Below are 25,908 nucleotides of genomic sequence, written 5' to 3' on the forward strand. Positions count from 1 at the left end.
TCTGTTGGGCCATCAACGGTTTTCGAACGGCGTTTCGTCGGCGCCGCGCAGCACGATGTCGAACTGGTAGCCCAGTGCGTAGCCTTCTTGGGTGGCGTCGAGGCTGAAGTCGGCGATCAAGCGGTTGCGATAGCGCTCCGGCGTGCCGGTGATCATCGGGTCGTGCTGCATCAGCGGGTCACCGGGAAAGTACATCTGCGTCACCAGCCGACTCGCGAAATGCTGGCCGAACAGCGACAAGTGAATATGCTGCGGGCGCCATGCGTTGGGATGATTGCCCCAGGGATAGGCGCCCGGCTTGATGGTCAGAAACCGATAACGGCCTTCGCTGTCGGTCAGGCAGCGCCCGGCACCGAGAAAGTTGGGATCGAGCGGCGCATCGTGCTGGTCGACCTTGTGCACATAGCGGCCCGACGCGTTGGCCTGCCACAGCTCGACCAGCGTGTTGGCGACCGGGCGTCGACGCTCGTCGAGCACCTGGCCGGTCAGGATCATGCGTTCGCCCAACGGCTCGCCGTTCTTGCGCGCGTTGCGCGTCAGGTCGTGGTCGAACTCGCCGATGGCGTTGTGACCGTAGACCGGTTGCTGCAGTTCGCCGAGCGATGCCTTGAGTGGAATCAGCGGCTGTTGCGGGCCGCGCTTCAAGGTCGACTTGTAGCCCGGGTAAATGTACGAGGGGTGGCTCGCCCAGTCGCGCGGTGAGAGCGTCGCCAGGGGCTTTGAGGTTCGGTCCAGCATGTCTTGTGTCCAGTCTGAATTTCTTGAGGATGTCTTGTCGGTATTTCAACGGCGGGTCTTACTTTAGAAGTCGCCTTCGATCATGTAAATTGAAGATTCCGTCTTTTTCAATAATCAACGGTAATTGAAATCCGCTCCCGCTGTTCCTTCGCTGGCCTTCGCCCGCAACGTGCAGTTGCGTCATTTGCGGTGCTTCGTCGCAATCGCGCAGGAGCGCCATTTGGCACGCGCAGCGGAGCGACTGGCGCTGAGCCAGCCGGCCGTTTCCAAGACATTGGCAGAGCTCGAGACGCTCGCTGGCACGCGTCTGGTCGAGCGCAGCAGTGCCGGCCGACGCGGCGTTCAGGGCCTGACGCCAACGGGCGAACAGTTGCTGGGCCACGCGCTGCGCGTGCTGGAGGCGGTGGACGCCAGCGCGCAGGCGATCGCGCCCGCCGCGGGTGACCGACTCGAGCGCTTGCGCATCGGCGCGCTGCCGAGCGTGGCACCGGCGCTGCTGCCGCTGGCGCTGGCCCGCCTGCGCAGCCATTGGCCGGCATTGCAGGTGACCGTGAAGAGCGCTGCCAACGCGGTGCTGCTAGACGCGTTGCGCGCAGGAGAACTCGACCTCGTCGCCGGCCGCATGAGCGATCCGCAGCTGATGAAGGGCCTGAGCTTCGAGTTGCTCTACGCCGAGCCGCTGGTGTTCGTGGCGCGCAATGGGCACCCGCTGGCCCGGCGTGCTGCGTCGGTACAGGCGGTGCTCGCCTATCCGCTCGTGTTGTTTGCCGAGGGCACGATCCCTCGCCACAGCACTGAGAGTTTCTTTTCCGCGCGCGGCCTCGCAGTGCCGCCGAACGCATTGGAGACGCTGGACCTGATGGTGGCGCGCGCGCTGGTGGCGCAGTCCGATGCGGTCTGGATCACGCCGCTCGGCGCTGTCCACGACGACCTGCAGGCCGGCACGCTGGCACGGCTGCGCATCCAGACATCCGGCACCGAAGAACCGGTCGGGCTGCTGCTGCGCAGCGAAGCCGAGCCGTCGGCCGCCTGCAATGCGATGGTGGGACTGTTGCGCGAGTCGGCCCGGCAAGGCCAGAAGCCCAAGCGCACCGGCCGGCTCAGTGCGTCTCGCACTCCTCTATGAAGCTTTCGAGCAGCTTCTTGAGCTGACTGGTCTTGCGCGGCCCCAGCGCCTCTTCCAGCTGACCGTGGTGCGCATCGACACTTTTCTTCAGGCGTGCCACCGTTTCGAGCCCGAGGTCGCTGATGTACACGAGCACCCGGCGACTGTCCGACGCATCCGCGGCCCGCTGCACGAGGCCACGGCCCACCAGCTTGTCGATGTTCTTGGTCAGCGCCGGATGGTTGAGCAACACCGTCTCCGCCAGATCCCCCATCGACCGCCCCTGTTCGTCTGCCAACACCTGAAGAATGCGCCAATGCTCCTCGGTCACTTCTTCTGCGGCGATCGACTGGGCCAGCCCGATGCGCATGCGCCGGTTGGCGGCGGCCAGCAGATAGGCAAGGTACTGCGAGATGTCTTGCTCAGGGATGGGTGTGGCGGTAGGCTTGGTCATAGAGGCGGAGGAGTAGAACAAGTCTAGCGGCGATCCTTTTCCTTGGAAAGCATTGGCGCGATTTTTGCGACACCCGAACCCCTGTTGCCATATTGGTGCAATGCCCGGGAGCTTCCGATGTTTTTACCCCCTGGATCGGTCACACGTCGCTCGCCCGCACCCACGCCTCTTGGTGGCGCGTGGCGCTTGCCGTGTCCTCCGAGCCCGCCGCTCGCGCGAGCAGAACTCAATATCGCGCTCTGCGTGCCGCTCGGTGGCTCGGCCGGCATATGGGGGCCGTCGGCGCTCGCGTCCGCGAAGCTGGCGGTGGCCGAACTCAACCGCGAGGCGGGCATCGGCGGCCGCTCCTGCCGCTTGCTCACCGTCAATGCGGCGGACGACTCGGCCGACATCGAGGCCACCCTGACCGAACTGGTCCAGGCCGGCGACATCGACGCCATCATCGGCATGCATACCAGCGGGGTGCGGCAACGCATCCTGCGCGCGGTCGGTGGCCAGATTCCGATCATCTACACCCCGCTCTATGAGGGGGGCGAGTCCACTGCCGGAGTGTTCGCGATCGGCGAGACCACCGCCCGCCAGCTTCAGCCGTCCATTGCATGGCTCGGCCAGCGCAAGCGCCCGCGGCGCTGGTTCGCGATCGGCAACGACTACATCTGGCCGCACATGTCGCATCGCATGGCGCGCGGCTACATCTCCGAGGCGGGCGCCGCCATGGTCGGCGAGAGCTATGTCCCGTTCGGCACCACCGATTTTTCGGCGGCGTTCGACGCGCTGCGCCAGTGCCGGGCCGACGCCGTGCTGGTGTCGCTCATAGGCCAGGATGCGATCGAATTCAATCGCGCTTTCGGCCGCGCCGGTCTGCACCGCGACATGCTGCGCTTCTCGTGTGCCATGGGGGAAAACGAGCTGCTCGGCATCGGCGCCGATAACGCAGACGAGCTGTATGTCGCGTGCGGCTATTTCGCCACGCTCGACACCGAGTCCAACCTGGCGTTCAAGGAGCGCTATCACGCGCACTTCGGCGAACGCGCACCCACGCTCAACACCTTCGGCCAGTCGACCTACGAAGGCATGCATTTCCTCGCGGCGCTGCTTGACGGCCATCTGCAGACGGGCATCGACCGCGAGCACCTGGGCCACGCGCCGCTGGTCTACCGCAGTGCGCGCGACGCCGCTTACGAAGGCAGCGGCATCAACCGCGTGCCGATCTATCTCGCCCGCGCCGAGGGCAATGCTTTTCGTGTTCTGACGCGGTTTTGACAAAGGTGGACCGGCGCATTTTGTTTTCCAAGGAAAATAAAATACTTGACGTGAAAACTATCAACTTACAGAATTCGAGCCACATTCAACGCAAAAGACGGAGTCAGCCATGGCCATCAAACGCCCCACCATCGACCAGCTGCAAGACGTTGCGTTGAGTCTCGGCATCCACCTGTCCGAATCGCAGGCGTCCAGCTACAACGCGCTGCTCCAGGGCAACTTCGATGCCTACGATGTGATCGATGCGATGCCCGACTACCAGCCCGTCGTCAGCTACGCGCGCACGCCCGGCTACCGCCCCTCCGGCGAAGAAAACAAGTACGGCGCCTGGTACATCAAGACCACGATCAAAGGCAAGCCGGGCGGCAAGCTCGACGGCAAGACGGTCGTGCTCAAAGACAACGTGTGCCTGGCCGGCGTGCCCATGATGAATGGCGCCTCCACGCTCGAGGGCTACATGCCGAACGTCGACGCGACGGTCGTCACACGGCTGCTCGACGCCGGCGCCACGGTGGTGGGCAAGTCGGTCTGCGAGTACTTCTGCTTTTCCGGCGGCTCGCACACCAGTTCTTCGGGGCCGGTGCACAACCCGCACCGCATGGGGTATTCGGCGGGCGGCTCCTCGTCCGGCAGCGCAGCGCTGGTCGCCGCTGGAGAAGTCGACCTCGCCATCGGTGGCGACCAGGGCGGCTCGATCCGCATGCCCGCTTCCTACTGCGGTATCTATGGCATGAAGGCCACGCACGGGCTCGTGCCCTACACCGGCGTGATGCCGATCGAGCTGACCATCGACCACACCGGGCCGATGACCAACAACGTCACCGACAACGCATTGATGCTCGAAGTGCTGGCGGGGCCCGATGGGCTCGACCCGCGTCAGCATGCGGGCCAGGAATCCAAGCCCTACGCCGAACTCATGAAAGGCGGCGTCAAGGGCATGCGCATCGGCATCGTCACTGAGGGCTTCGGCTGGCCGCAGTCCGACGCCTTGGTGAACGAAAAGGTGCGCAAGGCGGCCGAGGTGTTCGCCGGGCTCGGCGCCATCGTGAGCGAAGTGTCGGTGCCCATGCATGCGGTCGGTCCGGCGATCTGGTTGCCGATCGCGGCCGAGGGCGCGACCCAGCAAATGATGAAGGACAACGGACACGGCTTCAACTGGAAGGGCCTGTACGTCACCAGCATGGTCGACTTCCACGCGGGCTGGAAACAGCGGGCCGACGAGCTGTCGGAAACGCTCAAGCTCACCATGGTGCTGGGCGAGTATTTCATCCAGCACTACCGCGGCCACTTCTACGCCAAGTCGCAGAACCTGTCGCGCCAGTTGACGGCCGCCTACGACAGCTCGCTGGCAGAGTTCGACCTGCTGCTGATGCCCACCCTGCCCATGACCGCCACGCCGTTGCCCGCCGCTGGTGCGCCGGTCGAGGAAGTGATCGGCCGTGCCTTCGAGATGCTGCCCAACTGCTGCCCGTTCGATGTGACCGGCCATCCGGCCATGAGCGTGCCGTGCGGGCTGGTCGATGGCATGCCGGTCGGGATGATGCTGGTCGGCAAGTTCTACGACGAAGCCACGATCTACCGCGCCGCCTTTGCATTCGAGCAGGCCGGCGACTGGAAGGCGATCTGACCGCGACCCTCGCCTTTCCAGTTTTCTTTCCGCAGTCCTTCTTTCAATAAAACCACGACGGCACCCGCCGTCAATCTTCGAGGAGTTTGTTCATGGATCGTCGTTCCTTCATCCACGGTTCCGCCGCCGCACTCGCCGGTTCCGCCTTGCCGCTGTTCCCGATGGCCGCCATGGCCGCCGACGAAATCGTCGTCGGCAGCATCATCGACATGTCGGGCGGGCTCGACATCTACGGCAAGCCGATGGCCGACTGCATGACGCTCGCGGTCGAGGAGCAAAACGCTGCCGGCGGCTTGCTGGGCAAGAAGATCAAGCTCGCGACATACGACCCGCAATCGAACATGCAGCTCTATGCGCAGTTCGCGCAACAGTCGGCGTTGAAGGACAAGTCGACGGTCGTGATGGGTGGCATTACGTCCGCCTCGCGCGAAGTGATTCGCCCGGTGCTCACGCGCAACAAGACGCTCTATTTCTACAACACGCAGTACGAAGGTGGCGTGTGCGACCGCAACACCTTCTGCACCGGCGTCACGCCCGGCCAGACCGTCGCCAAGCTCGTTCCGTATGCCATGAAGAAGTGGGGCAAGAAGGTCTACGTGGTGGCGGCCGACTACAACTACGGCCAGATCACCTCGCAGTGGGTCAAGAAATTCGTACAGGAGAACGGCGGCTCGATTGCTTCCATCGACTTCTTTCCGCTCGACGTCACGAACTTCGGCCCGACCATCTCGAAGATCGAGCAGGCCAAGCCCGACATGATCGTCTCGGCGCTGGTCGGCGGCGCACACATTGCTTTCTACCGCCAATGGGCAGCAGCAGGCCTGACCAAGAAGATCCCGCTCGCATCGACCACCTTTGCCGGCGGCAACGAGCATATCGTTCTGTCGCCCGCCGAGGCGGATGGCTTCCTGGTGTCGTACAACTACTTCCAGAACGTCGACACGCCGGAGAACAAGGCTTTCAAGGAGCGCTTCTACAAACGCTTCGGCGCCGACTATCCGAATATCACCGAACTCGCGATGGGCACCTACCAGGGCTTCAAGCTGTGGGCCGAGGCTGTGAAGAAGGCCGGTTCCATCGACCGCGAGAAGATGATCACGGCGCTGGAAAGCGGCATCAGCATCGACGGCCCGAGCGGCAAGGTGTCGATCGACCCCGAGACGCACCACTGCGTGCTCAATGTGCGCATCGCCGAGGTCCGCAACAAGCAACTCAACATCGTCGAGACGTTTCAGCAGCAGCCACCGGTCGACACCAGCGCGGTCTGTAATCTCATCAAGAACCCGAAGGACAACCAGCAGTACGTGATCAAGGCCTAGATCAAGAGATAAGGGACGCGCGCCGACATGGATCTCGCACTCATCGTTTTCATCCAGGTGCTCTACGCGGTGGCGAGCCTGGTCATCATCTCGGCCGGTCTGGCTGTCATCTTTGGAATGATGAAGGTCATCAATCTCGCACATGGCGAGTTCATGATGCTCGGTGCGTATGCCGTGATCGCCGCGCTCAAGGTGGGCATCAACCTCTGGGTCGCGATATTCATCGTCGCGCCGATCGCGGTCGGCATCGTCGGTGTGGTGTTGGAGCGGCTGGTCATTCGCCGTCTCTACGGCCGCATGGTCGACACCATGCTGGCGACCTGGGGGCTGTCGCTGCTGCTGGTGGGCATCGTCACATCGGTGGCGGGCAACACCACGGCCGGCGTCTCGGCGCCGCTCGGCAGCTTTTCGATCGGTGCGTATTCGGTCAGTGGCTACACGCTGGTGATCATCGCGGTCGCCGTCGTGCTGTCGCTCGCCATCCGGTTCGTGCTGACGCGCACGCAGTTCGGCCTGATCGCACGCGGCACCATGCAAAAGCCCGACATGGCCAACGCACTCGGCATCAGTCCGAGCCGTGTCTACTCCGTCACTTTCGCGGTCGGCGCGGCGTTGTCAGGGCTGGCCGGCGGACTGCTCGCGCCATTGACCGGTGTGGTGCCGACGATGGGCGCCGCCTTCGTGGCCAAGGCCTTCATCACCGTGATCGGCGGCGGACCGGCGATCCTCGCCGGCCTGCTCGGCGCGTCGACGCTGTTCGGCGCCATCAACCAGCTCGCCACCTTCGTCACCACGCCGGTGCTGGGCGAGGTGGCGCTGCTGCTGGCCGCCATCATCATGCTGCGGCTGCTGCCGCAAGGCATCACCGGCCGCTTCTTCAAGGGCTCTCTGTGAACCGTTTCGCCAACTCCTGGGGGAGTGCCGCGTTGTGCCTCGCGATCGGTATCGCGCTGATGTTCGGGTTGCCCGGCGTCATGGACGACTACACGCTCATTGAAGTCACGATCTACGCAGTGATGGCCATCTTGTCGGTGAGCCTGGCCTTCATCTGGGGCTTCGGCGGCATCCTGTGCTTCGGGCAGGCGGCGTTCTTCGGGCTCGGCTCCTACACCTATGCCATCGCGGTGGTGAACATGGGCGACAGCACCGTGCCCTTCTTGCTCGCCATCGTGGTGCCGGCGCTTTTCGCTGCGCTGCTCGGCTACGTGATCTTCTACGGCCGGCTGTCGGACGTGTACATGGGCGTGATCACGCTCACCGTCACGCTGATCCTGTTCAACCTGATCAACTCGACGGCCGGTCCGGAGTGGCGAATCGGCAGCGCCCCGCTCGGCGGCTTCAACGGCATTCCTGCGATTCCAACGCTCAATTGGCCCGGACAGCAAGACAACGTGTTGACGCCCAAAGACCTCTTCTACGTCACCTTCACCTGCCTGCTGATGGTTTATCTCTTGTTGCGTGTGCTGATCGCTTCCAAGATTGGGCGCGTCATCGTCGCGGCCAAGGAGAACGAACAACGCGTGCTGCTGCTGGGCTACGACGCACGGGCCTACAAGCTCTTCAGCTTCACACTCGGCGGCGCCATCGCGGGCCTGGCCGGCTGCCTGTTCGCCAACTGGGGAGCCTTCACCAGCCCCACGATTTTCGGGCTCGCGCAATCGGCGCAGATCATCATTTGGGTCATCGTCGGTGGGCTGGGAACATTGGTGGGCCCGGTGGTCGGCGCGGTCGCGATCCAGTGGCTCACCTCGCAGATCGGCACGCAGCAGGTCTTCAACGCGAACCTGGTGCTGGGCGGGATCCTGGTGGTGTTCGTGCTGCTGGTGCCCAAGGGAATCGTGCCGAGCATCGGCCAGTTGCTCGAGTCCGCGTGGCGCCGCACGCGGCGGCCTGCAGTCACCGCTGCACAGAAGCCCGCTTCATCGGCTGCGGTCGCAGTCATGACGACCGAGCCGACCCTCACGCTGACGCCTTCGGAGCAGACGCCATGACGCCGCTGATCGAAACCCGCGGTCTCAACGTGCGCTTCGGCGGCGTGCATGCCACGCGCGACGTCAACTTTTCGTTGGCCGAGAACGAGCTGCGCTGCGTGATCGGTCCCAACGGCGCCGGCAAGAGCACCTTCTTCAAGCTGCTGACCGGCCAGGTCAAGCCGACCTCCGGGCAGATCCTTTTCCGCGGCAAGGACATCTCCAACATGCAGCCGCACGAGCCGGGGCGGCTCGGCATCGGCATCAAGACGCAGGTGCCGAGCCTCTTCAACGGACTCAGCGTGTGGGAGAACGTGTGGCTGTCGGCGCGCCGGCTCAACAGCACCGCGCAGGCCAATCGCATCACCGGCGAAACGTTGGAGCGCGTCGGCATGGCCGCGTACCGCAACGTGCAGGCCGGGTTGCTGGCGCACGGCATGCGACAGTGGGTCGAGATCGGCGTGGTGATCGCGGCCGATCCGCCGCTGATCCTGCTCGACGAGCCCGCCGCCGGCATGAGCGACGCCGAGGTGGCGCGCACGGCCGAACTCATCCTCGAGATCAACCGCCAGCACGCGCTGGTGGTGGTGGAACACGACATGAATTTCATCCGCATGATCGCGCGCAAGGTGACGGTGCTGCACCAGGGCGCAGTGATCATGGAAGACACGCCGGACCGCATCATGAGCGACCCGTTGATCCAGCAGATCTATCTCGGCAAGAAGCCGCACTGAACCGGAGCGACGCAATGCTGGAAGTCTCTGGTCTGCACGCCGGCTACGGCGCTATTCCCGTGCTGCACGACATCTCGCTGCGCATCGCAGCGGGTGAATCGGTCGGCATCCTCGGTCACAACGGCATGGGCAAGACGACCATGCTGCGCACGCTGATCGGCGCACTGCGCGCCACGGCCGGCACGGTCCGCTTCAACGACACCGACGTCACGCGCTACGCACCGCACGCGCGGGCCAAGCTCGGCATGGCCTACGTGCCGCAGGGGCGGGAGATATTTCCGACGCTGAGCGCAATGGACAACCTGCGCATGGGCCTGGTCAAGACCGGCGAGCGCTCGCTCGACACGATCGAGGCATTGCTGCAGGACTTTCCAAGGCTTAAACCGCTGCTCGATCGGCCCGGCGGCTCGCTTTCCGGTGGCGAGCAGCAGTTGCTCGCGTTGGCGCGCGCGCTGGCTGGCAAGCCCACGCTGCTGCTGCTCGATGAGCCGACCGAAGGCATCCAGCCTTCGATCATCGAAGAGATCGCCGAGACATTGGCGTCGCTGCGCGACCGCATGAAACTGACGATCGTGCTGGTCGAGCAGAACCTCGAATTCATCGCCGCAGTGTCGCAACGCGTGCTCGTTATCAAGCGCGGCCAGATCGGCGAGGAGATCCCGCGCGAGCACTTGGGCGATTTCGAAATCATGAGTCAATACACAGGAGTCCACGGATGACCAACGATTTGCATTACCTGGAGCTGGTCGACATCGGCCAGCGCATTCAAAAGAAGGAACTCTCGCCAGTCGAGGTGACGCAGGCGCAACTCGACCGCATCGGCAAAGTCGACGGCGCGCTCAAGAGCTACGTGACCGTGATGGCCGAGCAGGCGATGGCCGACGCGCGCAAGGCCGAGGCCGAGATTGCCAAGGGCGAGATTCGCGGGCCGCTGCACGGCGTGCCGGTGGCGGTCAAGGACTTGTGCTGGACCGAAGGCGTGGCCACGGCCGCCGGCATGACGCTCTACAAGGACTTCGTGCCGACCGAAGACGGCACGGCGGTACGCAAGCTTCGCGAAGCGGGCGCCGTCATTCTCGGCAAGCTGCAGCTCACGGAGAGCGCTTACGCCGACCATCATCCGACCGTCACGCCACCGGTCAATCCATGGAACGCAGCGCACTGGTCGGGCGCCTCGTCGAGTGGCTCGGGCGTGGCCACCGCCGCCGGGCTTTGCTACGGATCGCTCGGCACCGACACGGGTGGATCGATCCGCTTCCCCTCGTCCGCCAACGGGCTCACCGGCCTCAAGCCGACCTGGGGCCGTGTCAGCCGCTACGGCGCGTTCGAGCTCGCCGCCACGCTTGACCACATCGGTCCGATGACTCGCAGCGCAGCCGATGCGGGCGCGATGCTCGGGGCCATCGCCGGGGCCGATCCGAAAGACCCGACCGCCAGCCTGGCGGCCGTGCCCAACTACCTCGCCGGCATGAAGCGCGGCCTGCGTGGCTTGCGCGTGGGCATCGATTCGCGCTGGAACGAGGAGGGCGTCGATGCCGCCACCGCCAAGGTGATGGCCGGCGCGCTGGCTGCCGTGCGCGAGCTCGGCGCCGAGGTGCGCGAGGTCACGTTTCCCGATCCGGCTCAGGTCATCGTCGACTGGTTCCCGCTCTGCGGCATCGAAGCCGCGGTGGTGCACGAGTCGACCTATCCGGCGCGCAAGGAGATGTACGGCCCGGCACTCGCCGGCCTGCTCGACCTGGGCCACGCGCAGACCGGCATGGACTACCAGAAGATCGTGCTCAACCGCCTGGCATTCACCGGCAAGGTGCGCGCGATGTTCGATGGCATCGACCTGCTACTGATGCCCTCGCAAGGCGTGGCATCGCCCACGCTCGAACGCATGCTGACCTTCGGCACCGACGCCGAGATGATGTCGGCGATGCTGCGCTACACCTGCCCGCTCGACACCAGCGGCAGCCCGACCATCACGCTGCCCGGTGGCTTCACCGATGCCGGCACGCCGGTCGCTTTCCAGTTCGTTTCGCGTCATTTCGAGGAAGAGTTGCTGGTGCGTGCCGGCTGGGCTTTCCAGCAGGCGACCGACTGGCACCAGCGACACCCGGCACTCTAAGCGTCCGTGCTGGCGAGCCGACCGTCGGCCGACCCGACGCACAAGGTGCGGCTGCTCGAGGCCGGGCGCGGTGCACTTCGCAACACGGGAGTCGACTGGGCTTTTCGCACCATGCCGAAAGCCGGTGCCGCGGCCGCCGCATAAAGTGGCAGCGCGACCGAATTCATCCTGAAAGAAGCACACCGATGACCTGGCTCGACACCTCCATCATGCGAACGCGCGGCGTGGCGCAGGGCCGCGCGCCCGACCTTCACCAGCTGACCGAAGCGAAGCAGGGCAAGTACCACTACACCATCGGTCCGTACTCCGACCCGGTGCTGCACGTTCGGCCCGGAGACCGTGTCGTGGTCGAGACGCGCGATGCCTTCGAGGGTGCGATCAAGACCGAGCAGGACCTGCCTTCGCGCGTGCTCACCATGCCCTTCGTGAACCCGCAGAACGGCCCGATCATGGTCGAGGGCGCAGAGAAGGGCGACGTGGTCGCGGTGTACATCGAGTCGATGGCACCGCGTGGTCCCAATCCACGTGGCACCTGCGCAATGATCCCGCACTTCGGTGCGCTCAGCGGCACGGCGTTCACCGCGCTGCTGGCCGATCCGCTGCCCGAGATCGTCCGCAAGATCGACCTCGACGAGCAGGGCGTCTACTGGAGCAAGCGCGTCACGCTGCCATACCGGCCGCACATCGGCACGCTGAGTTGCTCGCCCGAAATCGATTCCATCAATACGCTCACGCCCGACCAGCACGGCGGCAACATGGACCTGCCCGACATGGGGCCGGGCAGCATCACTTACCTGCCGGTACAGAGCCCGGGTGCGCGGCTCTTCATCGGCGACGCGCATGCCTGCCAGGGCGACGGCGAGGTTTGCGGCACTGCCGTCGAGTACCCCAGCACCACCACCATCCAGGTCGATCTCATCAAGGGCTGGCGGCTCGACTGGCCACGGCTCGAGAACGAACGCGTGATCATGGCCATCGGCAGCGCACGTCCGCTCGAAGACGCCACCCGCATCGCGTACCGCGAGCTGGTGCTGTGGATGGAAGCGGAGTACGGATACGACCGCTGGGACGCCTACATGATGCTGAGCCAATGCGGCCAGGTGCGACTCGGCAATTTCGTGGACCCCAAGTACACGGTCGGCGCCGGCATTTCCAAGACCTATCTCGCCCCGGGCTGAAGCCCACAACCAAAGGAATTCACATGGACCTCGGACTCACGGGACTCAACGCGCTGGTCACCGGTGGCACCAAAGGCATCGGCCGCGCCATTGCGCAGACCTTCGCGGCAGAGGGCACGAACGTAGGCATCTGTGCTCGCAACGCCGACGAGGTGGCGCAGACCGTCGCAGAACTGTCGGCCTACGGCGTCAAGGTGTTCGGCCATGCGGTGGACGTCGGCGACGGGCCCGCGCTCAAGGACTGGGTACTGGCGGCGGGCGACGCGCTGGGCGGCATCGACATCGTGGTCGCGAACGTGAGCGCCCTCGCCATTGCGAACGACGAGGCCGGCTGGCAGCGCGGCTTCGAGGTCGACATGATGGGTACGGTGAGGCTGGTGGACGCTGCAATGCCGCGGCTGGAGCGCAGCGCGCACGCGGCCATCGTCACCATATCGAGCGTCTCGGGCCGCGAGATCGACTTCGCCGCCGGACCCTATGGCGCCTTCAAGGCCGCGATCGTGCATTACACGCAGGGGCTGGCGCATCAACTGGCGGCCAAGCGCATCCGGGCTAACTCGGTATCGCCTGGCAACACCTACTTCAAAGGCGGCGTGTGGGACCAGATCGAGCAGGGCAACCCCACGCTCTACGCGCAGGCGCTGGCCCTCAACCCGACCGGGCGCATGGGCACGCCACAGGAAATGGCCAACGCTGCAGCGTTTCTCGCGAGCCCGGCGGCGAGTTTCATCACCGGTACCAACCTGGTGGTCGACGGCGCGCTCACGCGCGGCGTTCAGCTGTAGGCGCGACGCCCGTCAATCTCGCGTGGCGCGGCGCTGCACGCAGGCGGTGTAAGCATCGCCATCGGGCGGGCGTCCGGCACGCTGGCTCTCCCACATCATCTGGCCGAGGCATTCCATCGCCTCGTGGTGCGCGTCGAGCAGTGAGTCGCGTCGTGCGGCGAGCAACTCGACAGCCTGGCGGATGCCGCGCGGCTGGTCGATGGAACATTGCTCGCTGATCGACAGGTGCATCGACAGATGCAGGAAAGGGTTTTCGCGTCCGTTCGCGCCGTCGTAGATGCGCGCCACGGCCGCGTCGGCATCGGCGAGGTCGTCAGCATATTCAGGGTGCACGTCGATCCAGCCGGCGGCGATGGTTTCGAGCGGCTCCATCGGCAAGCCCTGGCGTTGCTTGGTGTAGACGTCGCAGAAGAAGCGGCGAACTTCTTCCTGAGAGGGATTGAACATGACGCCGAGGCTAGCATTGCCTACCATTCCGCGAACCGATTGCGGTTTTGCAAGGAGACAAGAGCCATGAGACAAACACCATGAAAACGATCAAAGGCCCCGCCATTTTTCTGGCCCAGTTTCTCGGCGATGCCGCGCCGTTCGACACGCTCGAATCGCTCGGCGCCTGGGCTGCCGGGCTGGGTTACAAGGGCGTTCAGATTCCGTGCGATCCACGGCTCATCGACCTCAGGATCGCTGCTGAAAGCAAGACCTATTGCGATGAACTCAAAGGCAAGCTGGCGCGTCACGGCGTCGAGATCACCGAGCTGTCGACGCATCTGCAAGGCCAGTTGGTCGCGGTGCATCCGGCGTACGACGAGCCTTTCGATGCCTTCGCAGCGCCCGAAGTGCGCGGCAATCCGGCGGCGCGCCAGCAGTGGGCGGTGCAGCAACTGATGTACGCGGCGCAGGCCTCGCAGAACCTGGGATTGACCGCGCATGCGACCTTTTCGGGCGCGCTCGCCTGGCCGTACCTGTACTCATGGCCGCCGCGCCCACCGGGACTCATCGAGACCGCGTTCGATGAACTCGCGCGGCGCTGGAAGCCCATCCTCGACCGCTTTGACGATGCCGGTGTCGACGTCTGCTACGAGATTCATCCGGGCGAAGACCTGCACGACGGCGTGACCTACGAGATGTTTTTAGAGCGCGTCGGCAACCATCCGCGCGCCTGCTTGCTCTACGACCCGAGCCACTTCGTGCTGCAGCAGCTCGACTACCTGGCCTACATCGACCACTACCACGAGCGCATCAAGATCTTTCATGTGAAAGACGCCGAGTTCAACCCGACCGGCAAGCAGGGCGTGTACGGCGGCTTTCAGAGCTGGATCAATCGGGCAGGGCGCTTCCGTTCGCTGGGTGACGGGCAGGTCGACTTCAAGGCGATCTTCTCGAAGATGGCGCAATACGACTTTCCGGGCTGGGCCGTGCTGGAGTGGGAGTGCTGCATCAAGCACCCTGAAGACGGCGCGCGGGAAGGCGCGACGTTCATCGCCGAGCACATCATTCGGGTGGCGGACCGAGCCTTCGATGACTTCGCGGCTGGCGATGCAAGTGACAAGGCAAGCGGTGGCGATGGCGCAGGCGCCGCGATGAATCGGCGGATGCTCGGCCTCGGCTGATAGAGCGCGGTGCTGCGATAGAAGCGGCTCAGAGCAAACGCGAAATCTGCTGCGCCGAGGCAAGCAGAGCCGGCAGCATGGTCTCCTGCATCACCTTGGCACTGGTGCGATTGGCCTGCCCGCTGATGTTGAGCGCGGCGACCATGCGGCCAGAGCGATTCACGATGGGCGCGGCGATCGAGATGAGCCCTTCTTCGAGTTCCTGATTGACCAGGCACCAGCGTTGCTTGCGGGCCTGAACCACCTTGGCGAGCAAGGCATCGACATCGGTCACGGTGTGCTTGGTCAGCGCTTCCGGCGGTGCGGCTTCGAGCCGCGCGAGCACTTCGGCATCGTCCAGGTCGGACAGCAGAAGCCGGCCCATCGACGTGCACCAGGCTGGCAGCCGTGAGCCGACGCCCAGGCTGATGCTCATGATCTTTTGCGTGGCCACGCGCATCACGTAGACGATGTCGGTGGCGTCGAGCACGGCGGCCGAGCACGACTCGTGCACCTGCTGCACCAACGCCTCCATCACCGGCTCGGCGCGGTTCCAGATCGGCATCGACGACAGGTAGGCAAAGCCGAGGTCGAGGATGCGCGGCGTCAGCGCGAAGAGCTTGCCGTCGCTCTCGACATAGCCCAAAGTCTGCAGCGTGAGCAGGATGCGTCGTGCGCCGGCTCGCGTGAGCCCGCTGGCCGCGGCGACCTCGCTGAGCGTTTGCCGCGGTGCGCTGGCGTTGAACGACCGAATGACCTCGAGGCCGCGCGCGAACGACTGCACATAGGTATCGCCAGGGCGGGGCGTGTCGGTTTGTTTCGCGGTGGTTGCCATGGCGCAATGGATCTCCTAAAATTCATTATAAGAACAATTGTTCTATATGCGAACAAATTGGCAGTCGAACAATGAGCGAACACGCAGACGGATTTCTCGGTAATTTCCCTCACTGTTCCCTAACCCACAGGAGACAAATTCCATGATCAACAAGATCGCCCGCTCCATCGCTGAAGCGATGGCCGGCATCCAGGACGGCTCGACCGTTCTCATCGGCGGCTTCGGCACCGCCGGCATTCCCAACGAACTGATCGACGGCCTGATCGCGCAAGGCGCAACGGACCTGACCATCGTCAACAACAACGCCGGCAACGGCGAGGCGGGACTTGCTGCGCTGCTCAAGGCGGGCCGCGTGCGCAAGATCATCTGCAGCTTTCCGCGCCAGGCCGACAGCCAGGTGTTCGATGGCCTGTACCGCACCGGCAAGCTGGAGCTCGAACTGGTACCGCAAGGCAATCTTGCCGAGCGCATTCGCGCAGCAGGTGCTGGCATCGGCGCATTCTTTTGCCCAACCGGCTACGGAACGCAGTTGTCGGGCGACCGCGAAACGCGCGTCATCGATGGCGTTCAGTACGTGCTCGAGTACCCGATTCAAGGCGACGTCGCGCTCATCAAGGCCGAGCGCGGCGACCGCTGGGGCAACCTGGTCTATCGCAAGGCCGCGCGCAACTTCGGCCCGGTGATGGCCATGGCCGCGAAAAAGACAATCGCCACCGTGCACGAGATCGCCGAACTCGGCACGCTCGACCCGGAGACCATCGTCACGCCGGGCATCTTCGTTCACCAGGTCGTCCAGATCGAGCGTGTCGCCACGCAGGCCGGTGGCTTCAAGAAGGCAGCATGAACATGACCACCACAACCGCAACCTACCAACGCCGCACCAAAGACCAGCTCGCTGCCCGCGTTGCACAAGACATCTTCGACGGCGCCGTCGTCAACCTCGGCATCGGCCAGCCGACGCTCGTCGCCAACCACTTGCCTGCGGGCCGCGAAGTCATCCTGCAAAGCGAGAACGGCATCCTCGGCATGGGCCCCGCGCCCGCGGCTGGCGAAGAAGACTACGACCTCATCAACGCCGGCAAGCAGCCCGTCACGCTGCTGCCCGGCGGCTCTTTCTTCCACCACGCCGACAGCTTCGCCATGATGCGTGGCGGCCATCTCGACATCTGCGTGCTCGGGGCTTTCCAGGTGTCGGCCACCGGCGACCTGGCCAATTGGCACACCGGCGAAAAAGACGCGATTCCGGCCGTCGGCGGTGCCATGGACCTTGCCATCGGCGCCAAGCAGACCTGGGTGATGATGGACCTGCTGACCAAGCAGGGTGCGAGCAAGCTGGTCAAGGAATGTACCTATCCGCTGACCGGCATCGGGTGCGTGAAGCGCGTGTATTCCGACCTGGCTACGCTGGAATGCACGCCCGATGGGCTGAAGCTGATCGACAAGGTCGAAGGCCTCTCCCACGACGAATTAGAGAAGCTGGTCGGCCTTCCGATCGCCGCCTGACAACTACCTGAAAGAGACAAGACCATGAGCAAGAACGAAGCCTTTATTTGCGACGCCATCCGCACGCCCTTCGGCCGCTACGGCGGTGCTCTCAGCAGCGTTCGCACCGACGACCTTGGCGCCGTGCCGCTGCGCGCCTTGATGGAGCGCAACAAGCAAGTCGACTGGCAAGCCGTCGGCGACGTGCTCTACGGCTGCGCCAACCAGGCCGGCGAAGACAACCGCAACGTGGCGCGCATGTCGTCGTTGCTGGCGGGACTGCCGCTCGAACTCGGCGGCGCCACGATCAACCGGCTCTGCGGTTCGGGGCTCGACGCAGTCGGCTCCGCAGCGCGTGCCATCAAGGCCGGCGAGGCGGGGTTGATGATCGCCGGTGGCGTCGAGAGCATGAGCCGCGCACCGTTCGTGATGCCCAAGGCCGAGAGCGCTTTCGGTCGCGCCAACGCGGTGTACGACACGACAATCGGCTGGCGCTTCATCAACAAGAAAATGAAAGAGCTCTATGGCGTGGACTCCATGCCCGAGACCGCCGAGAACGTTGCGACCGACTACAAGATCGAGCGTGAAGCGCAAGACCGCATGGCGCTCGCATCGCAGCAGCGGGCTGTCGCTTCGCAGAAGTCGGGCTTCTTCGACAGCGAGATCGTGTCTGTCACCGTGCCGCAGAAAAAGGGAGAGGCCATCGTTGTGAGCAAGGACGAACATCCGCGCGACACGACGATGGAAGCACTTGCCAAGCTCAAGGGCGTGGTGCGTCCCGATGGCACCGTCACGGCAGGTAACGCCAGCGGTGTGAACGACGGCGCATGCGCTCTGCTGCTGGCGAGCGAGTCGATGGCGGCCAAGAACGGTCTGATACCCCGTGCGCGTGTCGTCGGCATGGCGACGGCCGGTGTGCCACCCCGCGTGATGGGCATCGGCCCGGCACCTGCCACGCAAAAAGTGTTGGCGCTCACTGGCTTGACGATCGACCAGATGGACGTGATCGAGCTCAACGAAGCCTTTGCGGCGCAGGGCCTCGCGGTGCTGCGGCTGCTCGGCTTGAAGGACGACGACGCACGCGTCAACATCAACGGGGGTGCCATTGCTTTGGGCCATCCGTTGGGCGCCAGCGGCGCGCGGCTTGCAACGACTGCGGTGAACCAGTTGCACAAGGGTGGCGGCCGCTATGCGCTGTGCACGATGTGCATCGGCGTCGGTCAGGGCATCGCGGTCATCCTCGAGCGCGTCTGACCTTTTCGTGTTGTTTTTGTTTCTCAGTGTTATCCCTCGCGCTTTGTGCGGCGCGAAAGGACCATATCGTGTTCTTCATGCCGATGTTTGAGGCCTTTAGTTTTAAGCCCGACGGGCTGCGCCGAAAAGCATACGGGCGAGTTAGCCAAAAGGCGAATAGGAACTCCGCGCGTCACATGTGAGACTCGTTGTTCGACACATTGCTCATCGGCGTCAGCAACGGAGAAAAGATCATGGAACTGTTTACACAAGCGGAGTTTTTCGCAGGGCTTTTCTCGATCGTCGGCGCCGGAATTCTGATCGTCATCGTCGTCAGCCGTTCGCCCAAGCAATTGGGTGACGAGATGGCGAATCGTGTTCAGGAAACGGTGACGCTGCTCGGCCGACTCGACGACGCCGCCGACAGCGGTGCGCGCCAGTTTGAAGCTGCTGGAGCCCCTGGGCGCCGCAGCGGATGGACCGGACCAGCCTCGCGCTGAAAAAAGCCACTAACGAAGTCCGCAGCCGCACGATCGCCGAGAGCTGTGGACCGGTGCCGTCCGTGGCACTGTCGGACCCTGAAGCCGCACCCAATGCACCCAGCCTGAGCGACGCATAGCCGAGCGGCGGATTGCCGATCAGCTCGCCGCTGTAACGCGCGCCGGTGGCTTGTGCATGATGGCGGCTTTCCTTTTTCATGCACCGCCGACCCGGAGCTCACCCCATGACCACATCACGTCTCATCATTCTTACCGGTGCCTCGCGCGGCATGGGTCGCGCCATGGCCGGCCGCCTGCTGCAGCCGGGAAACAAGCTGCTGTGCATTTCGCGCCGCAGCGATCCCTCACTCGCGGAGCAGGCGAGCTCACGCGGCACCGGTCTCGAGCAATGGGAGCAAGACCTGGCCGACCCGGTGGCTGCGGCCGAACGCGTGGCGGCGTGGCTCGCGCTGCAAGACGGGCAGGCGTTCGACGAGGTGACGCTCATCAACAACGCAGGCACCATCGGCGATCCGCGTCCGCTGGCCACGGCCGACGTGGCGGTGCTTGCGCAAGCCATGCGCGTCGGCCTCGAGGCACCGTTGCTGCTGACCTCTGTTTTCTTGCATGCGACCAAAGACTGGCGCAGCGTGCGCAAGGTGCTGAACATATCGTCGGGCCTCGGGCGCAACGCGATGGCGAGCCAGGCGTCGTACTGCGCCGCCAAGGCCGGCATGGACCACTTCACGCGCGCCGTGGCGCTCGAAGAAGCCGCAGCGCCGAACGGCGCACGCATCGTGTCGCTGGCACCGGGCGTGATCGACACCGACATGCAGGTGCAGATGCGCGCTACCGATCCTGCCCTCTTCGCAGACCGTGGTCGCTTCGTCGATATGCAGGAGAAAGGGCTGCTCGACTCGCCCGATGCGGCCGCCACCAAGGTGCTGGCTTACCTCGAACGGCCGGATTTCGGCAGCAAGCCGGTGGCCGACGTGCGCGACCCGGCCTGAGACGCGGCCGAGATCGGCGCCGGCGCCCGCTTCAGCCTACAGATAGATTTTCTGTAGCAGCTTGATGAGCGTGTCCCGCTCGCGCGGGGTGAGCCGGGCGCTGGCCTCCAGTTCGAGCTGCACCACAGCCTGCTCGGCTTCGTGCACCAGCTTCTCGCCAGCGGGAGTCAGGTAGAGGCCGACCGCACGGCCATCGCGCGGATGCGGGCGCCGCTCGATCAGCCCGCGGCTGTCCATCGTCGCCACCAGACTCACGAGGTTCGGCGGCAGGATGTCGAGCGTGCTGCAGAGCTGGCGTGAAGTCGCGCCGGGGTTGTGCCCCAGCAGCGACAGCACTGAAAAATCGACTTGCTTCAGTCCGTACGGCGCCATGCGCTCGGAGAACACCGCGCTGATCATCGACCAGGCGCGCCGCGTGTTGTAGCCGACCAGTTCTTCGAGCACCCGGCTGTCGAGGCGATCGGTGCGGTCGTGGCGCGACGCGGCGGCGGGATGCTCGGCTTGCGACATAGCGACCGCTGCTGATTTTTTTCGGGCGGTGGTCATGTGCCGAGCGTAGCGCCGCGATCTGCCTGCGTCACGCGGTCGTCGGAGCGGTCGTCCGCTCGGCCTGCGCCGCGATCACCACGTCGCACGCGCGCTTGACGATGCCGAGCCGCATGTCGAATTCGGGCAGTACCCAGCGCCGGAATGCCGCTGAAGGTCGCGACCAGCGGCTCGACTCGACATTGGCCACCGCCGCCGCCACGTCGATGCGCGCCCAGGCCCATGCCAGCATCACGATCATGACGACCCGTAGGTAGTCGTCGGCCACCTCGTAAGGCAGGACCGGATCGATGTGGGCGGCCATTGCCAGCGTGGTGGTGAGATAGCGCAACTGGGCGAGACGCCGCTGCACGTCGGCATCGGTTTCGCGCGAGGCCTCGAGCTGGTCACGCATCTCGATCAGCACGCCCGACATGCCGGTGCCGCCGTCGACCAGCACTTTGCGCACCAGCAGATCGATCGCCTGGATCTCGTTGGTGCCTTCGTAGATCATGGTCACGCGCGAATCGCGCACCACCTGTTCGATGCCCCACTCGCGTACGTAGCCATGGCCGCCAAAGACCTGCAGGCATTCGCTCGCGCCGCTGAAGGCTTGCTGTGTACAGGTGGCTTTCATCACCGGCGTGACGAGGGCGCACCAGCGCTGCGCGCGGTCGCGCGTCTTGACGTCCGACGCGTGCTTTGCAACGTCGAGTTGAATGGCGGTGCGGTAGGCGATGGCGCGGGCGCCGTCGATCCAGGCGCGTTGCGTATCGAGGATGCGGCGCATTGCTGGGTGCTCGGCGATAAGGTCAGCCGATTCAGCGCCGCGCGATGCTGGCGCTGCGACGTTCGCTTGCGCCGGCGCGCGCATCTGTCGCCGCTCGCTGGCATACGCATCGGCCTTTTGCCAAGCGGCGTCGAGCAGGCCGATGCCCTGCATCGCGCAGTGCAGCCGGGCCGAATTCATCATGACGAACATGGCGGCCAAACCGCGATTCGGCTCGCCGATCAGCCAGCCTTCCGCGCCGTCGAAACGCATGCTGCACGTCGAGCTGCCATGCAGGCCCATCTTCTCTTCGATGCGGTCGCACTGCACCGCGTTGCGTCGGCCGTCGGGCAACACCTTCGGGATCAGGACCAGAGACAACCCTTTGGGCCCTGCGGGTGCATCCGGCAGCCGGCACAACACCAGGTGAACGATGTTGGTCGTCAGGTCGTGCTCGCCGCCGGAGATGAAAATCTTGGCGCCGCTGACGCGATAGCTGCCGTCGAGTTGCGGCTCGGCGCGCGTGCGCACCTGGCCCAGGTCGCTGCCGGCATGCGCTTCGGTCAGGCACATCGTGGCGAGCCACTCGCCGGTCGCGATCTTCGTCAGATAGCGTTGCTTCAGTTCAGCGCTGGCATGGTGCTTCAGGCATTCATAGGCACCGTGCAGCAAGCCCGGCGCCATCGTCAGGCCGTGGTTGGCACCGCTCAACCACTCGAACACGATCGCTTCTAGCACGCCCGGCAAGCCTTGTCCGCCGTCTTCGGTCGCAGCTGACAGGGCAGGCCATCCGCCTTGCTGAAAGCCTGCGTAGGCCTCACGAAAACCGGGCGGCGTGATGACTTCGCCATCGACCAGGCGGCAGCCGATTTCATCGCCCGCACGGTTCACCGGCGCAACGACTTCGGCGACGAACTTCGCGGCTTCGTCGAGTACCTGAATTTGCAGGTCTTCGTCGATCTCGGCGAATGGTGCAAGGGCACGGAGTTGCGGCGTCGCGTCGAGCACGGCGTGCAGGACGAAGCGGACGTCTTCGGGGTTGGGTTGGTAGTTCATGTGATCGCGCGTGCGCTCAGGCCCGCGCAGCGCCCAGATAGGTATCGATGACCCGCGAATCCCCTGCCAAATCGCGCGCCGCGCCTTCGAGGCTCACGCTGCCCATCTCCAGCACATACCCGTGGTCGGCCACTTCGAGCGCAGCGCGTGCGTTCTGCTCGACCAGCAAGATGGTCACGCCGGTGGCACGCAGCGCACTCACCGTGCGGAAGATCTCCTGCACCACCAGCGGCGCCAGCCCCAGGCTCGGCTCGTCGAGCATCAGCAGCGATGGCCGCGACATCAGCGCGCGGCCCACCGCCAGCATCTGCCGCTCGCCACCCGACAGCGTGCCCGCCAATTGCGTGCGTCGCTCCTTGAGGCGGGGAAACAGCGTGTAGACCTGGTCGATCTGGTCGCGCCATTGCCGGTTGCCGATGCGCACCTGCCGGAACGCGCCGAGCACGAGGTTGTCTTCGACCGGCATGGTGCCGAAGAGCTCGCGCTTTTCGGGCACCAGCGCGATGCCGAGCATCACGCGTTCTTCGAGCGACAGCGCGGCGATCGACTGCCCGCGATACTCGATGACCCCCTTGGCTGGCAGCACCCCCATGAGCGCGTTGAGCAAGGTCGACTTGCCCGCGCCGTTGGGGCCGATCACCGTCACGACGCTGCCCTCGCCGGCTTGCAGGTCGATGCCATGCAGCACCTCGGCGCGGCCATAGCCGGCATGCAGGTCTCGAATCTGGAGAAGAGGTGTGGTCATCAGTGTTCCGTGCCCAGGTAAGCCGCGCGCACCTTGTCGCTGCGCTGCACTTCGCCGGGCGTGCCTTCCATCAAATGCGTGCCGAACTCCATCACCACGATGTGGTCGCAGATGTCCATCACCAGGCCCATGTCGTGTTCGACCAGCAGGATGCTCATGCCGCCCGCCCGCAGGCCGCGCAGCACATCGGCCAGCGCCTGCTTCTCCTTGTGGCGCAGGCCGGCGGCGGGTTCGTCGAGCAGCAGCAAGGCCGGGTCGGCGCAGAGGGCGCGGGCGATCTCCAGCAGCCGCTGCTGGCCCATCGCGAGGTTGCCGGCCAGCTCGTTCGTCATGTCGCCCATGCCGACGCGCTGCAGTTGCCGCTCGGCTTCGCGGAACAGTGCGCGCTCTTCACCGCGGTCGGTGCGCAGCATCGCGGCGATGGCGCCCTTGCGGCCGCGCAGATGCGCGCCGAGTGCGACGTTCTCCAGCACCGTCATGTCGGGCACCATCTTCACGTGCTGAAAGGTGCGCGCGACGCCACGTTCGGCGATCTTGCGGGAGGGCAGGCCGCTGATGCGCTCACCGCGGAACTTGACCGTGCCGCCGGACAACCCGAGCACGCCGGTAACCAGGTTGAACGTGGTCGACTTGCCCGCACCGTTCGGCCCGATCAGCCCGACGACTTGCCCGGCGCGCGTCTGAAAACTGATGTCGTTGACGGCCACCAGTCCGCCGAAGGTCTTGCGGATGGCCTGCACGTCGAGCACCAATTCGCCGGCGGCCGGCCGGGTGCGTGTGGGCAACTCGGTAACGTTAGCGCCGTCACCCCAGTCTCGCGCCCGGTGCGGTCGCGGCAGGCGCCGGTCGACGAAGGCCCAAACGCCGTCCGGCAGGTACTTGAGCACCAGCACGATCATGATGCCGAAGACGATGAGTTCGTAGTTGCCGCTGGTGCCGATCAGCCGCGGCAGCAGCACCTGCAACTGGTCTTCCAGCAGCTTGACGATACCGGCGCCGGCGATTGCGCCCCACACGTGCGCCGCGCCGCCCAGCACGGCCATGAAGAGGTACTCGATGCCCATCTTCAGACCGAACGGCGAAGGGTTCACCGTCCGCTGGAAGTGCGCATAGAGCCAGCCCGACACCGACGCGAACAGCGCCGCCAGTACGAAGATGCCGATCTTGAAGCGCAGCGTGTTGACGCCCATCGCCTCGGCCATCTGCGAGCCGCCGGCCAGCGCGCGGATGGCGCGGCCGCTGCGTGAATCGAGCAGCCGTATGACGGCGAAGGAAGCGATCAGCACCAGCGCCCAGACCAACGCATAGAAGATCCGCTGCTTGCCGAACTCGAAGCCGAACAGCGACAGGCCCTTGACGCCCAGGATGCCGTCGTATTTGCCGAGCGCATCGAGGTTGCCCATGAGGTAGTAGAGCGCCAGCGCCCAGGCGATGGTCGCCAGCGGCAGGTAGTGGCCCGACATGCGCAGGGTGATGACGCCGATGAAGGCCGCACTGAGAGCGGTCAGGCCCAGGCCAATGAAGAGCGTCAACCATGGCGACATGTCCAGGTTCACCGTCAAATAGGCGGTGGTGTACGCGCCGATGCCGACGAAGGCGGCTTGCCCGAAGGAGGTCAGGCCGCCGACGCCGGTGAGCAGCACCAGGCCGAGTACGGGCAACGCGTAGATGCCGATGTAGTTGAGCTGGAGGATCCAGAAGTCGGGCAGCGGCAGCAGGGGCAGCGCGACCAGGACGAGGATGGCGAGCAGCGGCCCCCAGGCCCGCACAACGTTCCTGCGTGCCGGCCCGGTGGGCAGTGAATCGAGAGTGGAAGCAAGTGCCATGTCAGTGCTCCTCGTCCGATCCACCGCTGGCCAGCGAGCGCCACAGCAGCACCGGCAGGATGATGGTGAACACGATTACTTCCTTGAAAGCACTGGCCCAGAACGAGCCGAACGATTCGATGATGCCGACCGCTAGCGCACCAAGGAGCGCGCCGGGATAGCTCGACAGGCCGGCGATCACGCCCGCCACGAAACCCTTGAGGCCGATCAGAAAACCGGAGTCGTAGAAGATCGTCGTGGTCGGCCCGATGAGCAGGCCCGACAGTGCGCCGATGAGGCCGGCCATCGCGAAGGTGAGCTGCCCCGCGTTCTGCGTCGAGATGCCCATGAGCCGCGCGCCGAGGCGGTTGACCGCGGTCGCGCGCAGCGCCTTGCCATACAGACTGCGCTCGAAGAAGAGCCACAGCAGCACGATCAACGCCGCCGACGCGCCGAAGATGATGATCGTCTGCCCACTCAGGTTGAGCGGGCCAAGTGCAAAGCGCACATCCCAGAACGACGGATTGCGAAAGCCTTCGGCACCGAAGAACAAGAGTCCGAGACCGGTCATCGCGAAGTGCACGCCGACCGAGACGATCAGCAGAACCAGCGAGCTCGATCCGGCCAGCGATTGATATGCCACGCGGTACACCAGCGGACCGAAGGCGGTCACGATGCAGATGGTGAGCAGCGCCTGCACCGCCAGCGGCAAATTGCGCGGCCCGGCCCAGGCCGACACCGCGCAGATCACCGCCGGAATGACGAAGGTCTTGAGTGCCGCCTTGAGTGCGGGCGCTGCGGCTGCAGCGTTGCCGCCACGGTGCCGCCACGTTGTGACCAGCTCCATCAGCGCCGCGACCGCCGCCAGGATGAGCAGCAGCCACACCGTGCCCGGCACCTTGCCGGTTTGAAAGATCGCCAGGGTCAGTGCACCGTACGCAACGAACTCGCCCTGGGGAATGAAGATGACGCGGGTGACCGTGAACACGAGCACGATGCCCATGCCCAACAGCGCGTAGATCGCGCCGTTGGTGAGCCCGTCCAGCGTCAGGATGCTGGCGATCGAAAAATCCATAACGTGACGGGCCGGCTTT

Annotated in this window: 27 protein-coding genes; 18 read left to right on the top strand and 9 right to left on the bottom strand. The window is 65.0% G+C overall.

What is annotated here, in order from left to right:
- Positions 1-12: 12 nt before the first annotated feature.
- Positions 13-738, bottom strand: coding sequence for a protocatechuate 3,4-dioxygenase subunit beta (gene pcaH / locus RCH10_RS19650; RefSeq protein WP_409053695.1), 726 nt, complete (start codon positions 736-738; stop codon positions 13-15).
- A gap of 124 nt (positions 739-862) precedes the next feature.
- Here pcaH and RCH10_RS19655 point away from each other — a divergent pair, with 124 nt between their 5' ends.
- Positions 863-1,864, top strand: coding sequence for a LysR substrate-binding domain-containing protein (locus tag RCH10_RS19655; RefSeq protein WP_409053696.1), 1,002 nt, complete (start codon positions 863-865; stop codon positions 1,862-1,864).
- Here RCH10_RS19655 and RCH10_RS19660 read toward each other — a convergent pair.
- Entirely contained in the window at positions 1,839-2,297 is a 459-nt protein-coding gene (locus RCH10_RS19660) for a MarR family winged helix-turn-helix transcriptional regulator (RefSeq protein WP_409053697.1), read from the bottom strand. The genes RCH10_RS19655 and RCH10_RS19660 overlap by 26 nt on opposite strands.
- 186 nt (positions 2,298-2,483) lie before the next feature.
- Here RCH10_RS19660 and RCH10_RS19665 point away from each other — a divergent pair, with 186 nt between their 5' ends.
- The 11 genes from RCH10_RS19665 (at position 2,484) to RCH10_RS19715 (ending at position 13,286) form a co-directional block, all read left to right on the top strand.
- Positions 2,484-3,560, top strand: coding sequence for a substrate-binding domain-containing protein (locus tag RCH10_RS19665; RefSeq protein ID WP_409053755.1), 1,077 nt, complete (start codon positions 2,484-2,486; stop codon positions 3,558-3,560).
- Between the two features lie 109 nt (positions 3,561-3,669).
- Positions 3,670-5,187, top strand: a complete 1,518-nt coding sequence (locus tag RCH10_RS19670) for an amidase (protein WP_323495672.1) — start codon at positions 3,670-3,672, stop codon at positions 5,185-5,187.
- Positions 5,188-5,279: 92 nt separating this feature from the next.
- Positions 5,280-6,506: an ABC transporter substrate-binding protein gene (locus tag RCH10_RS19675; RefSeq protein WP_409053698.1), complete on the top strand. Its 1,227-nt coding sequence runs from the start codon at positions 5,280-5,282 to the stop codon at positions 6,504-6,506.
- 27 nt (positions 6,507-6,533) lie between these two features.
- Positions 6,534-7,400 carry a branched-chain amino acid ABC transporter permease gene (locus tag RCH10_RS19680; RefSeq protein WP_409053699.1) on the top strand — a complete coding sequence of 289 codons (867 nt, stop codon included), beginning with the start codon at positions 6,534-6,536 and terminating at the stop codon, positions 7,398-7,400.
- Entirely contained in the window at positions 7,397-8,497 is a 1,101-nt protein-coding gene (locus tag RCH10_RS19685) for a branched-chain amino acid ABC transporter permease (RefSeq protein WP_409053700.1), read from the top strand. Before RCH10_RS19680 ends, RCH10_RS19685 begins: the two co-directional genes overlap by 4 nt.
- A complete protein-coding gene (locus tag RCH10_RS19690) occupies positions 8,494-9,210 on the top strand; it encodes an ATP-binding cassette domain-containing protein (RefSeq protein ID WP_323495668.1) in 717 nt (238 codons plus the stop codon). Before RCH10_RS19685 ends, RCH10_RS19690 begins: the two co-directional genes overlap by 4 nt.
- Positions 9,211-9,224: 14 nt before the next feature.
- Positions 9,225-9,929, top strand: a complete 705-nt coding sequence (locus RCH10_RS19695) for an ABC transporter ATP-binding protein (protein ID WP_323495667.1) — start codon at positions 9,225-9,227, stop codon at positions 9,927-9,929.
- Positions 9,926-11,323, top strand: coding sequence for an amidase (locus RCH10_RS19700; RefSeq protein ID WP_323495666.1), 1,398 nt, complete (start codon positions 9,926-9,928; stop codon positions 11,321-11,323). Before RCH10_RS19695 ends, RCH10_RS19700 begins: the two co-directional genes overlap by 4 nt.
- Positions 11,324-11,329: 6 nt before the next feature.
- Positions 11,330-11,467 carry a hypothetical protein gene (locus RCH10_RS19705; RefSeq protein ID WP_409053701.1) on the top strand — a complete coding sequence of 46 codons (138 nt, stop codon included), beginning with the start codon at positions 11,330-11,332 and terminating at the stop codon, positions 11,465-11,467.
- A gap of 41 nt (positions 11,468-11,508) precedes the next feature.
- A complete protein-coding gene (locus tag RCH10_RS19710; protein ID WP_409053702.1) occupies positions 11,509-12,501 on the top strand; it encodes an acetamidase/formamidase family protein in 993 nt (330 codons plus the stop codon).
- Positions 12,502-12,524: 23 nt separating this feature from the next.
- Positions 12,525-13,286, top strand: a complete 762-nt coding sequence (locus tag RCH10_RS19715) for an SDR family NAD(P)-dependent oxidoreductase (protein ID WP_409053703.1) — start codon at positions 12,525-12,527, stop codon at positions 13,284-13,286.
- A 12-nt stretch (positions 13,287-13,298) separates the two neighbouring features.
- Here RCH10_RS19715 and RCH10_RS19720 read toward each other — a convergent pair whose 3' ends face one another.
- Positions 13,299-13,733, bottom strand: a complete 435-nt coding sequence (locus RCH10_RS19720) for a DUF1841 family protein (protein ID WP_409053704.1) — start codon at positions 13,731-13,733, stop codon at positions 13,299-13,301.
- Positions 13,734-13,813: 80 nt separating this feature from the next.
- Here RCH10_RS19720 and RCH10_RS19725 point away from each other — a divergent pair, with 80 nt between their 5' ends.
- Entirely contained in the window at positions 13,814-14,896 is a 1,083-nt protein-coding gene (locus tag RCH10_RS19725; protein WP_409053705.1) for a sugar phosphate isomerase/epimerase family protein, read from the top strand.
- 28 nt (positions 14,897-14,924) lie between these two features.
- Here the strand turns inward: RCH10_RS19725 and RCH10_RS19730 are convergent, their stop codons facing one another.
- Positions 14,925-15,710 (bottom strand): IclR family transcriptional regulator C-terminal domain-containing protein, encoded by a 786-nt coding sequence (locus tag RCH10_RS19730; RefSeq protein WP_323500205.1) that lies wholly within the window; start codon positions 15,708-15,710, stop codon positions 14,925-14,927.
- 142 nt (positions 15,711-15,852) lie between these two features.
- Between RCH10_RS19730 and RCH10_RS19735 the strand changes: the two genes are divergently transcribed.
- From RCH10_RS19735 to RCH10_RS19755, 5 genes are all read left to right on the top strand, one after another.
- Positions 15,853-16,554, top strand: coding sequence for a 3-oxoacid CoA-transferase subunit A (locus RCH10_RS19735; protein ID WP_323495660.1), 702 nt, complete (start codon positions 15,853-15,855; stop codon positions 16,552-16,554).
- A gap of 2 nt (positions 16,555-16,556) precedes the next feature.
- Complete coding sequence (locus RCH10_RS19740; RefSeq protein WP_409053706.1) at positions 16,557-17,213, top strand: 3-oxoacid CoA-transferase subunit B; 657 nt, start codon at positions 16,557-16,559, stop codon at positions 17,211-17,213.
- A gap of 24 nt (positions 17,214-17,237) precedes the next feature.
- Complete coding sequence (gene pcaF / locus RCH10_RS19745) at positions 17,238-18,446, top strand: 3-oxoadipyl-CoA thiolase (RefSeq protein WP_323495658.1); 1,209 nt, start codon at positions 17,238-17,240, stop codon at positions 18,444-18,446.
- Positions 18,447-18,646: 200 nt separating this feature from the next.
- The gene (locus tag RCH10_RS19750) at positions 18,647-18,925 is read left to right on the top strand and encodes a hypothetical protein (protein ID WP_409053707.1); all 279 of its coding nucleotides are present in this window, start codon (positions 18,647-18,649) and stop codon (positions 18,923-18,925) included.
- Between the two features lie 224 nt (positions 18,926-19,149).
- The gene (locus tag RCH10_RS19755) at positions 19,150-19,914 is read left to right on the top strand and encodes an SDR family NAD(P)-dependent oxidoreductase (RefSeq protein WP_409053708.1); all 765 of its coding nucleotides are present in this window, start codon (positions 19,150-19,152) and stop codon (positions 19,912-19,914) included.
- A gap of 36 nt (positions 19,915-19,950) precedes the next feature.
- On the opposite strand, the gene RCH10_RS19760 is transcribed toward RCH10_RS19755, so the two are convergent.
- The 5 genes from RCH10_RS19760 to RCH10_RS19780 all read right to left on the bottom strand — a co-directional run bounded on the left by RCH10_RS19760 (position 19,951) and on the right by RCH10_RS19780 (position 25,889).
- Entirely contained in the window at positions 19,951-20,424 is a 474-nt protein-coding gene (locus RCH10_RS19760; protein ID WP_409053756.1) for a MarR family winged helix-turn-helix transcriptional regulator, read from the bottom strand.
- A 67-nt stretch (positions 20,425-20,491) separates the two neighbouring features.
- Positions 20,492-22,264 (bottom strand): acyl-CoA dehydrogenase family protein, encoded by a 1,773-nt coding sequence (locus RCH10_RS19765; protein ID WP_409053709.1) that lies wholly within the window; start codon positions 22,262-22,264, stop codon positions 20,492-20,494.
- 16 nt (positions 22,265-22,280) lie between these two features.
- A complete protein-coding gene (locus tag RCH10_RS19770; protein WP_409053710.1) occupies positions 22,281-23,009 on the bottom strand; it encodes an ABC transporter ATP-binding protein in 729 nt (242 codons plus the stop codon).
- Positions 23,009-24,835 carry an ABC transporter permease subunit gene (locus RCH10_RS19775; protein WP_409053711.1) on the bottom strand — a complete coding sequence of 609 codons (1,827 nt, stop codon included), beginning with the start codon at positions 24,833-24,835 and terminating at the stop codon, positions 23,009-23,011. Before RCH10_RS19775 ends, RCH10_RS19770 begins: the two co-directional genes overlap by 1 nt.
- 1 nt (position 24,836) lies before the next feature.
- The gene (locus RCH10_RS19780) at positions 24,837-25,889 is read right to left on the bottom strand and encodes a branched-chain amino acid ABC transporter permease (RefSeq protein WP_409053712.1); all 1,053 of its coding nucleotides are present in this window, start codon (positions 25,887-25,889) and stop codon (positions 24,837-24,839) included.
- Positions 25,890-25,908 lie beyond the last annotated feature (19 nt).

The sequence above is a fragment of the Variovorax sp. GrIS 2.14 genome (assembly GCF_046115955.1).
Taxonomy (GTDB): domain Bacteria; phylum Pseudomonadota; class Gammaproteobacteria; order Burkholderiales; family Burkholderiaceae_C; genus Variovorax.

What these genes read in the sequence shown, in the direction of transcription:
- pcaH (WP_409053695.1), bottom strand. Translation starts at nt 738, where the DNA reads ATGCTGGACCGAACCTCAAAGCCCCTGGCGACGCTCTCACCGCGCGAC.
- RCH10_RS19660 (WP_409053697.1), bottom strand. Translation starts at nt 2,297, where the DNA reads ATGACCAAGCCTACCGCCACACCCATCCCTGAGCAAGACATCTCGCAG.
- RCH10_RS19670 (WP_323495672.1), top strand. Translation starts at nt 3,670, where the DNA reads ATGGCCATCAAACGCCCCACCATCGACCAGCTGCAAGACGTTGCGTTG.
- RCH10_RS19675 (WP_409053698.1), top strand. Translation starts at nt 5,280, where the DNA reads ATGGATCGTCGTTCCTTCATCCACGGTTCCGCCGCCGCACTCGCCGGT.
- RCH10_RS19680 (WP_409053699.1), top strand. Translation starts at nt 6,534, where the DNA reads ATGGATCTCGCACTCATCGTTTTCATCCAGGTGCTCTACGCGGTGGCG.
- RCH10_RS19690 (WP_323495668.1), top strand. Translation starts at nt 8,494, where the DNA reads ATGACGCCGCTGATCGAAACCCGCGGTCTCAACGTGCGCTTCGGCGGC.
- RCH10_RS19695 (WP_323495667.1), top strand. Translation starts at nt 9,225, where the DNA reads ATGCTGGAAGTCTCTGGTCTGCACGCCGGCTACGGCGCTATTCCCGTG.
- RCH10_RS19700 (WP_323495666.1), top strand. Translation starts at nt 9,926, where the DNA reads ATGACCAACGATTTGCATTACCTGGAGCTGGTCGACATCGGCCAGCGC.
- RCH10_RS19710 (WP_409053702.1), top strand. Translation starts at nt 11,509, where the DNA reads ATGACCTGGCTCGACACCTCCATCATGCGAACGCGCGGCGTGGCGCAG.
- RCH10_RS19715 (WP_409053703.1), top strand. Translation starts at nt 12,525, where the DNA reads ATGGACCTCGGACTCACGGGACTCAACGCGCTGGTCACCGGTGGCACC.
- RCH10_RS19720 (WP_409053704.1), bottom strand. Translation starts at nt 13,733, where the DNA reads ATGTTCAATCCCTCTCAGGAAGAAGTTCGCCGCTTCTTCTGCGACGTC.
- RCH10_RS19725 (WP_409053705.1), top strand. Translation starts at nt 13,814, where the DNA reads ATGAAAACGATCAAAGGCCCCGCCATTTTTCTGGCCCAGTTTCTCGGC.
- RCH10_RS19730 (WP_323500205.1), bottom strand. Translation starts at nt 15,710, where the DNA reads ATGGCAACCACCGCGAAACAAACCGACACGCCCCGCCCTGGCGATACC.
- RCH10_RS19735 (WP_323495660.1), top strand. Translation starts at nt 15,853, where the DNA reads ATGATCAACAAGATCGCCCGCTCCATCGCTGAAGCGATGGCCGGCATC.
- RCH10_RS19740 (WP_409053706.1), top strand. Translation starts at nt 16,557, where the DNA reads ATGACCACCACAACCGCAACCTACCAACGCCGCACCAAAGACCAGCTC.
- pcaF (WP_323495658.1), top strand. Translation starts at nt 17,238, where the DNA reads ATGAGCAAGAACGAAGCCTTTATTTGCGACGCCATCCGCACGCCCTTC.
- RCH10_RS19755 (WP_409053708.1), top strand. Translation starts at nt 19,150, where the DNA reads ATGACCACATCACGTCTCATCATTCTTACCGGTGCCTCGCGCGGCATG.
- RCH10_RS19760 (WP_409053756.1), bottom strand. Translation starts at nt 20,424, where the DNA reads ATGTCGCAAGCCGAGCATCCCGCCGCCGCGTCGCGCCACGACCGCACC.
- RCH10_RS19765 (WP_409053709.1), bottom strand. Translation starts at nt 22,264, where the DNA reads ATGAACTACCAACCCAACCCCGAAGACGTCCGCTTCGTCCTGCACGCC.
- RCH10_RS19770 (WP_409053710.1), bottom strand. Translation starts at nt 23,009, where the DNA reads ATGACCACACCTCTTCTCCAGATTCGAGACCTGCATGCCGGCTATGGC.
- RCH10_RS19775 (WP_409053711.1), bottom strand. Translation starts at nt 24,835, where the DNA reads ATGGCACTTGCTTCCACTCTCGATTCACTGCCCACCGGGCCGGCACGC.
- RCH10_RS19780 (WP_409053712.1), bottom strand. Translation starts at nt 25,889, where the DNA reads ATGGATTTTTCGATCGCCAGCATCCTGACGCTGGACGGGCTCACCAAC.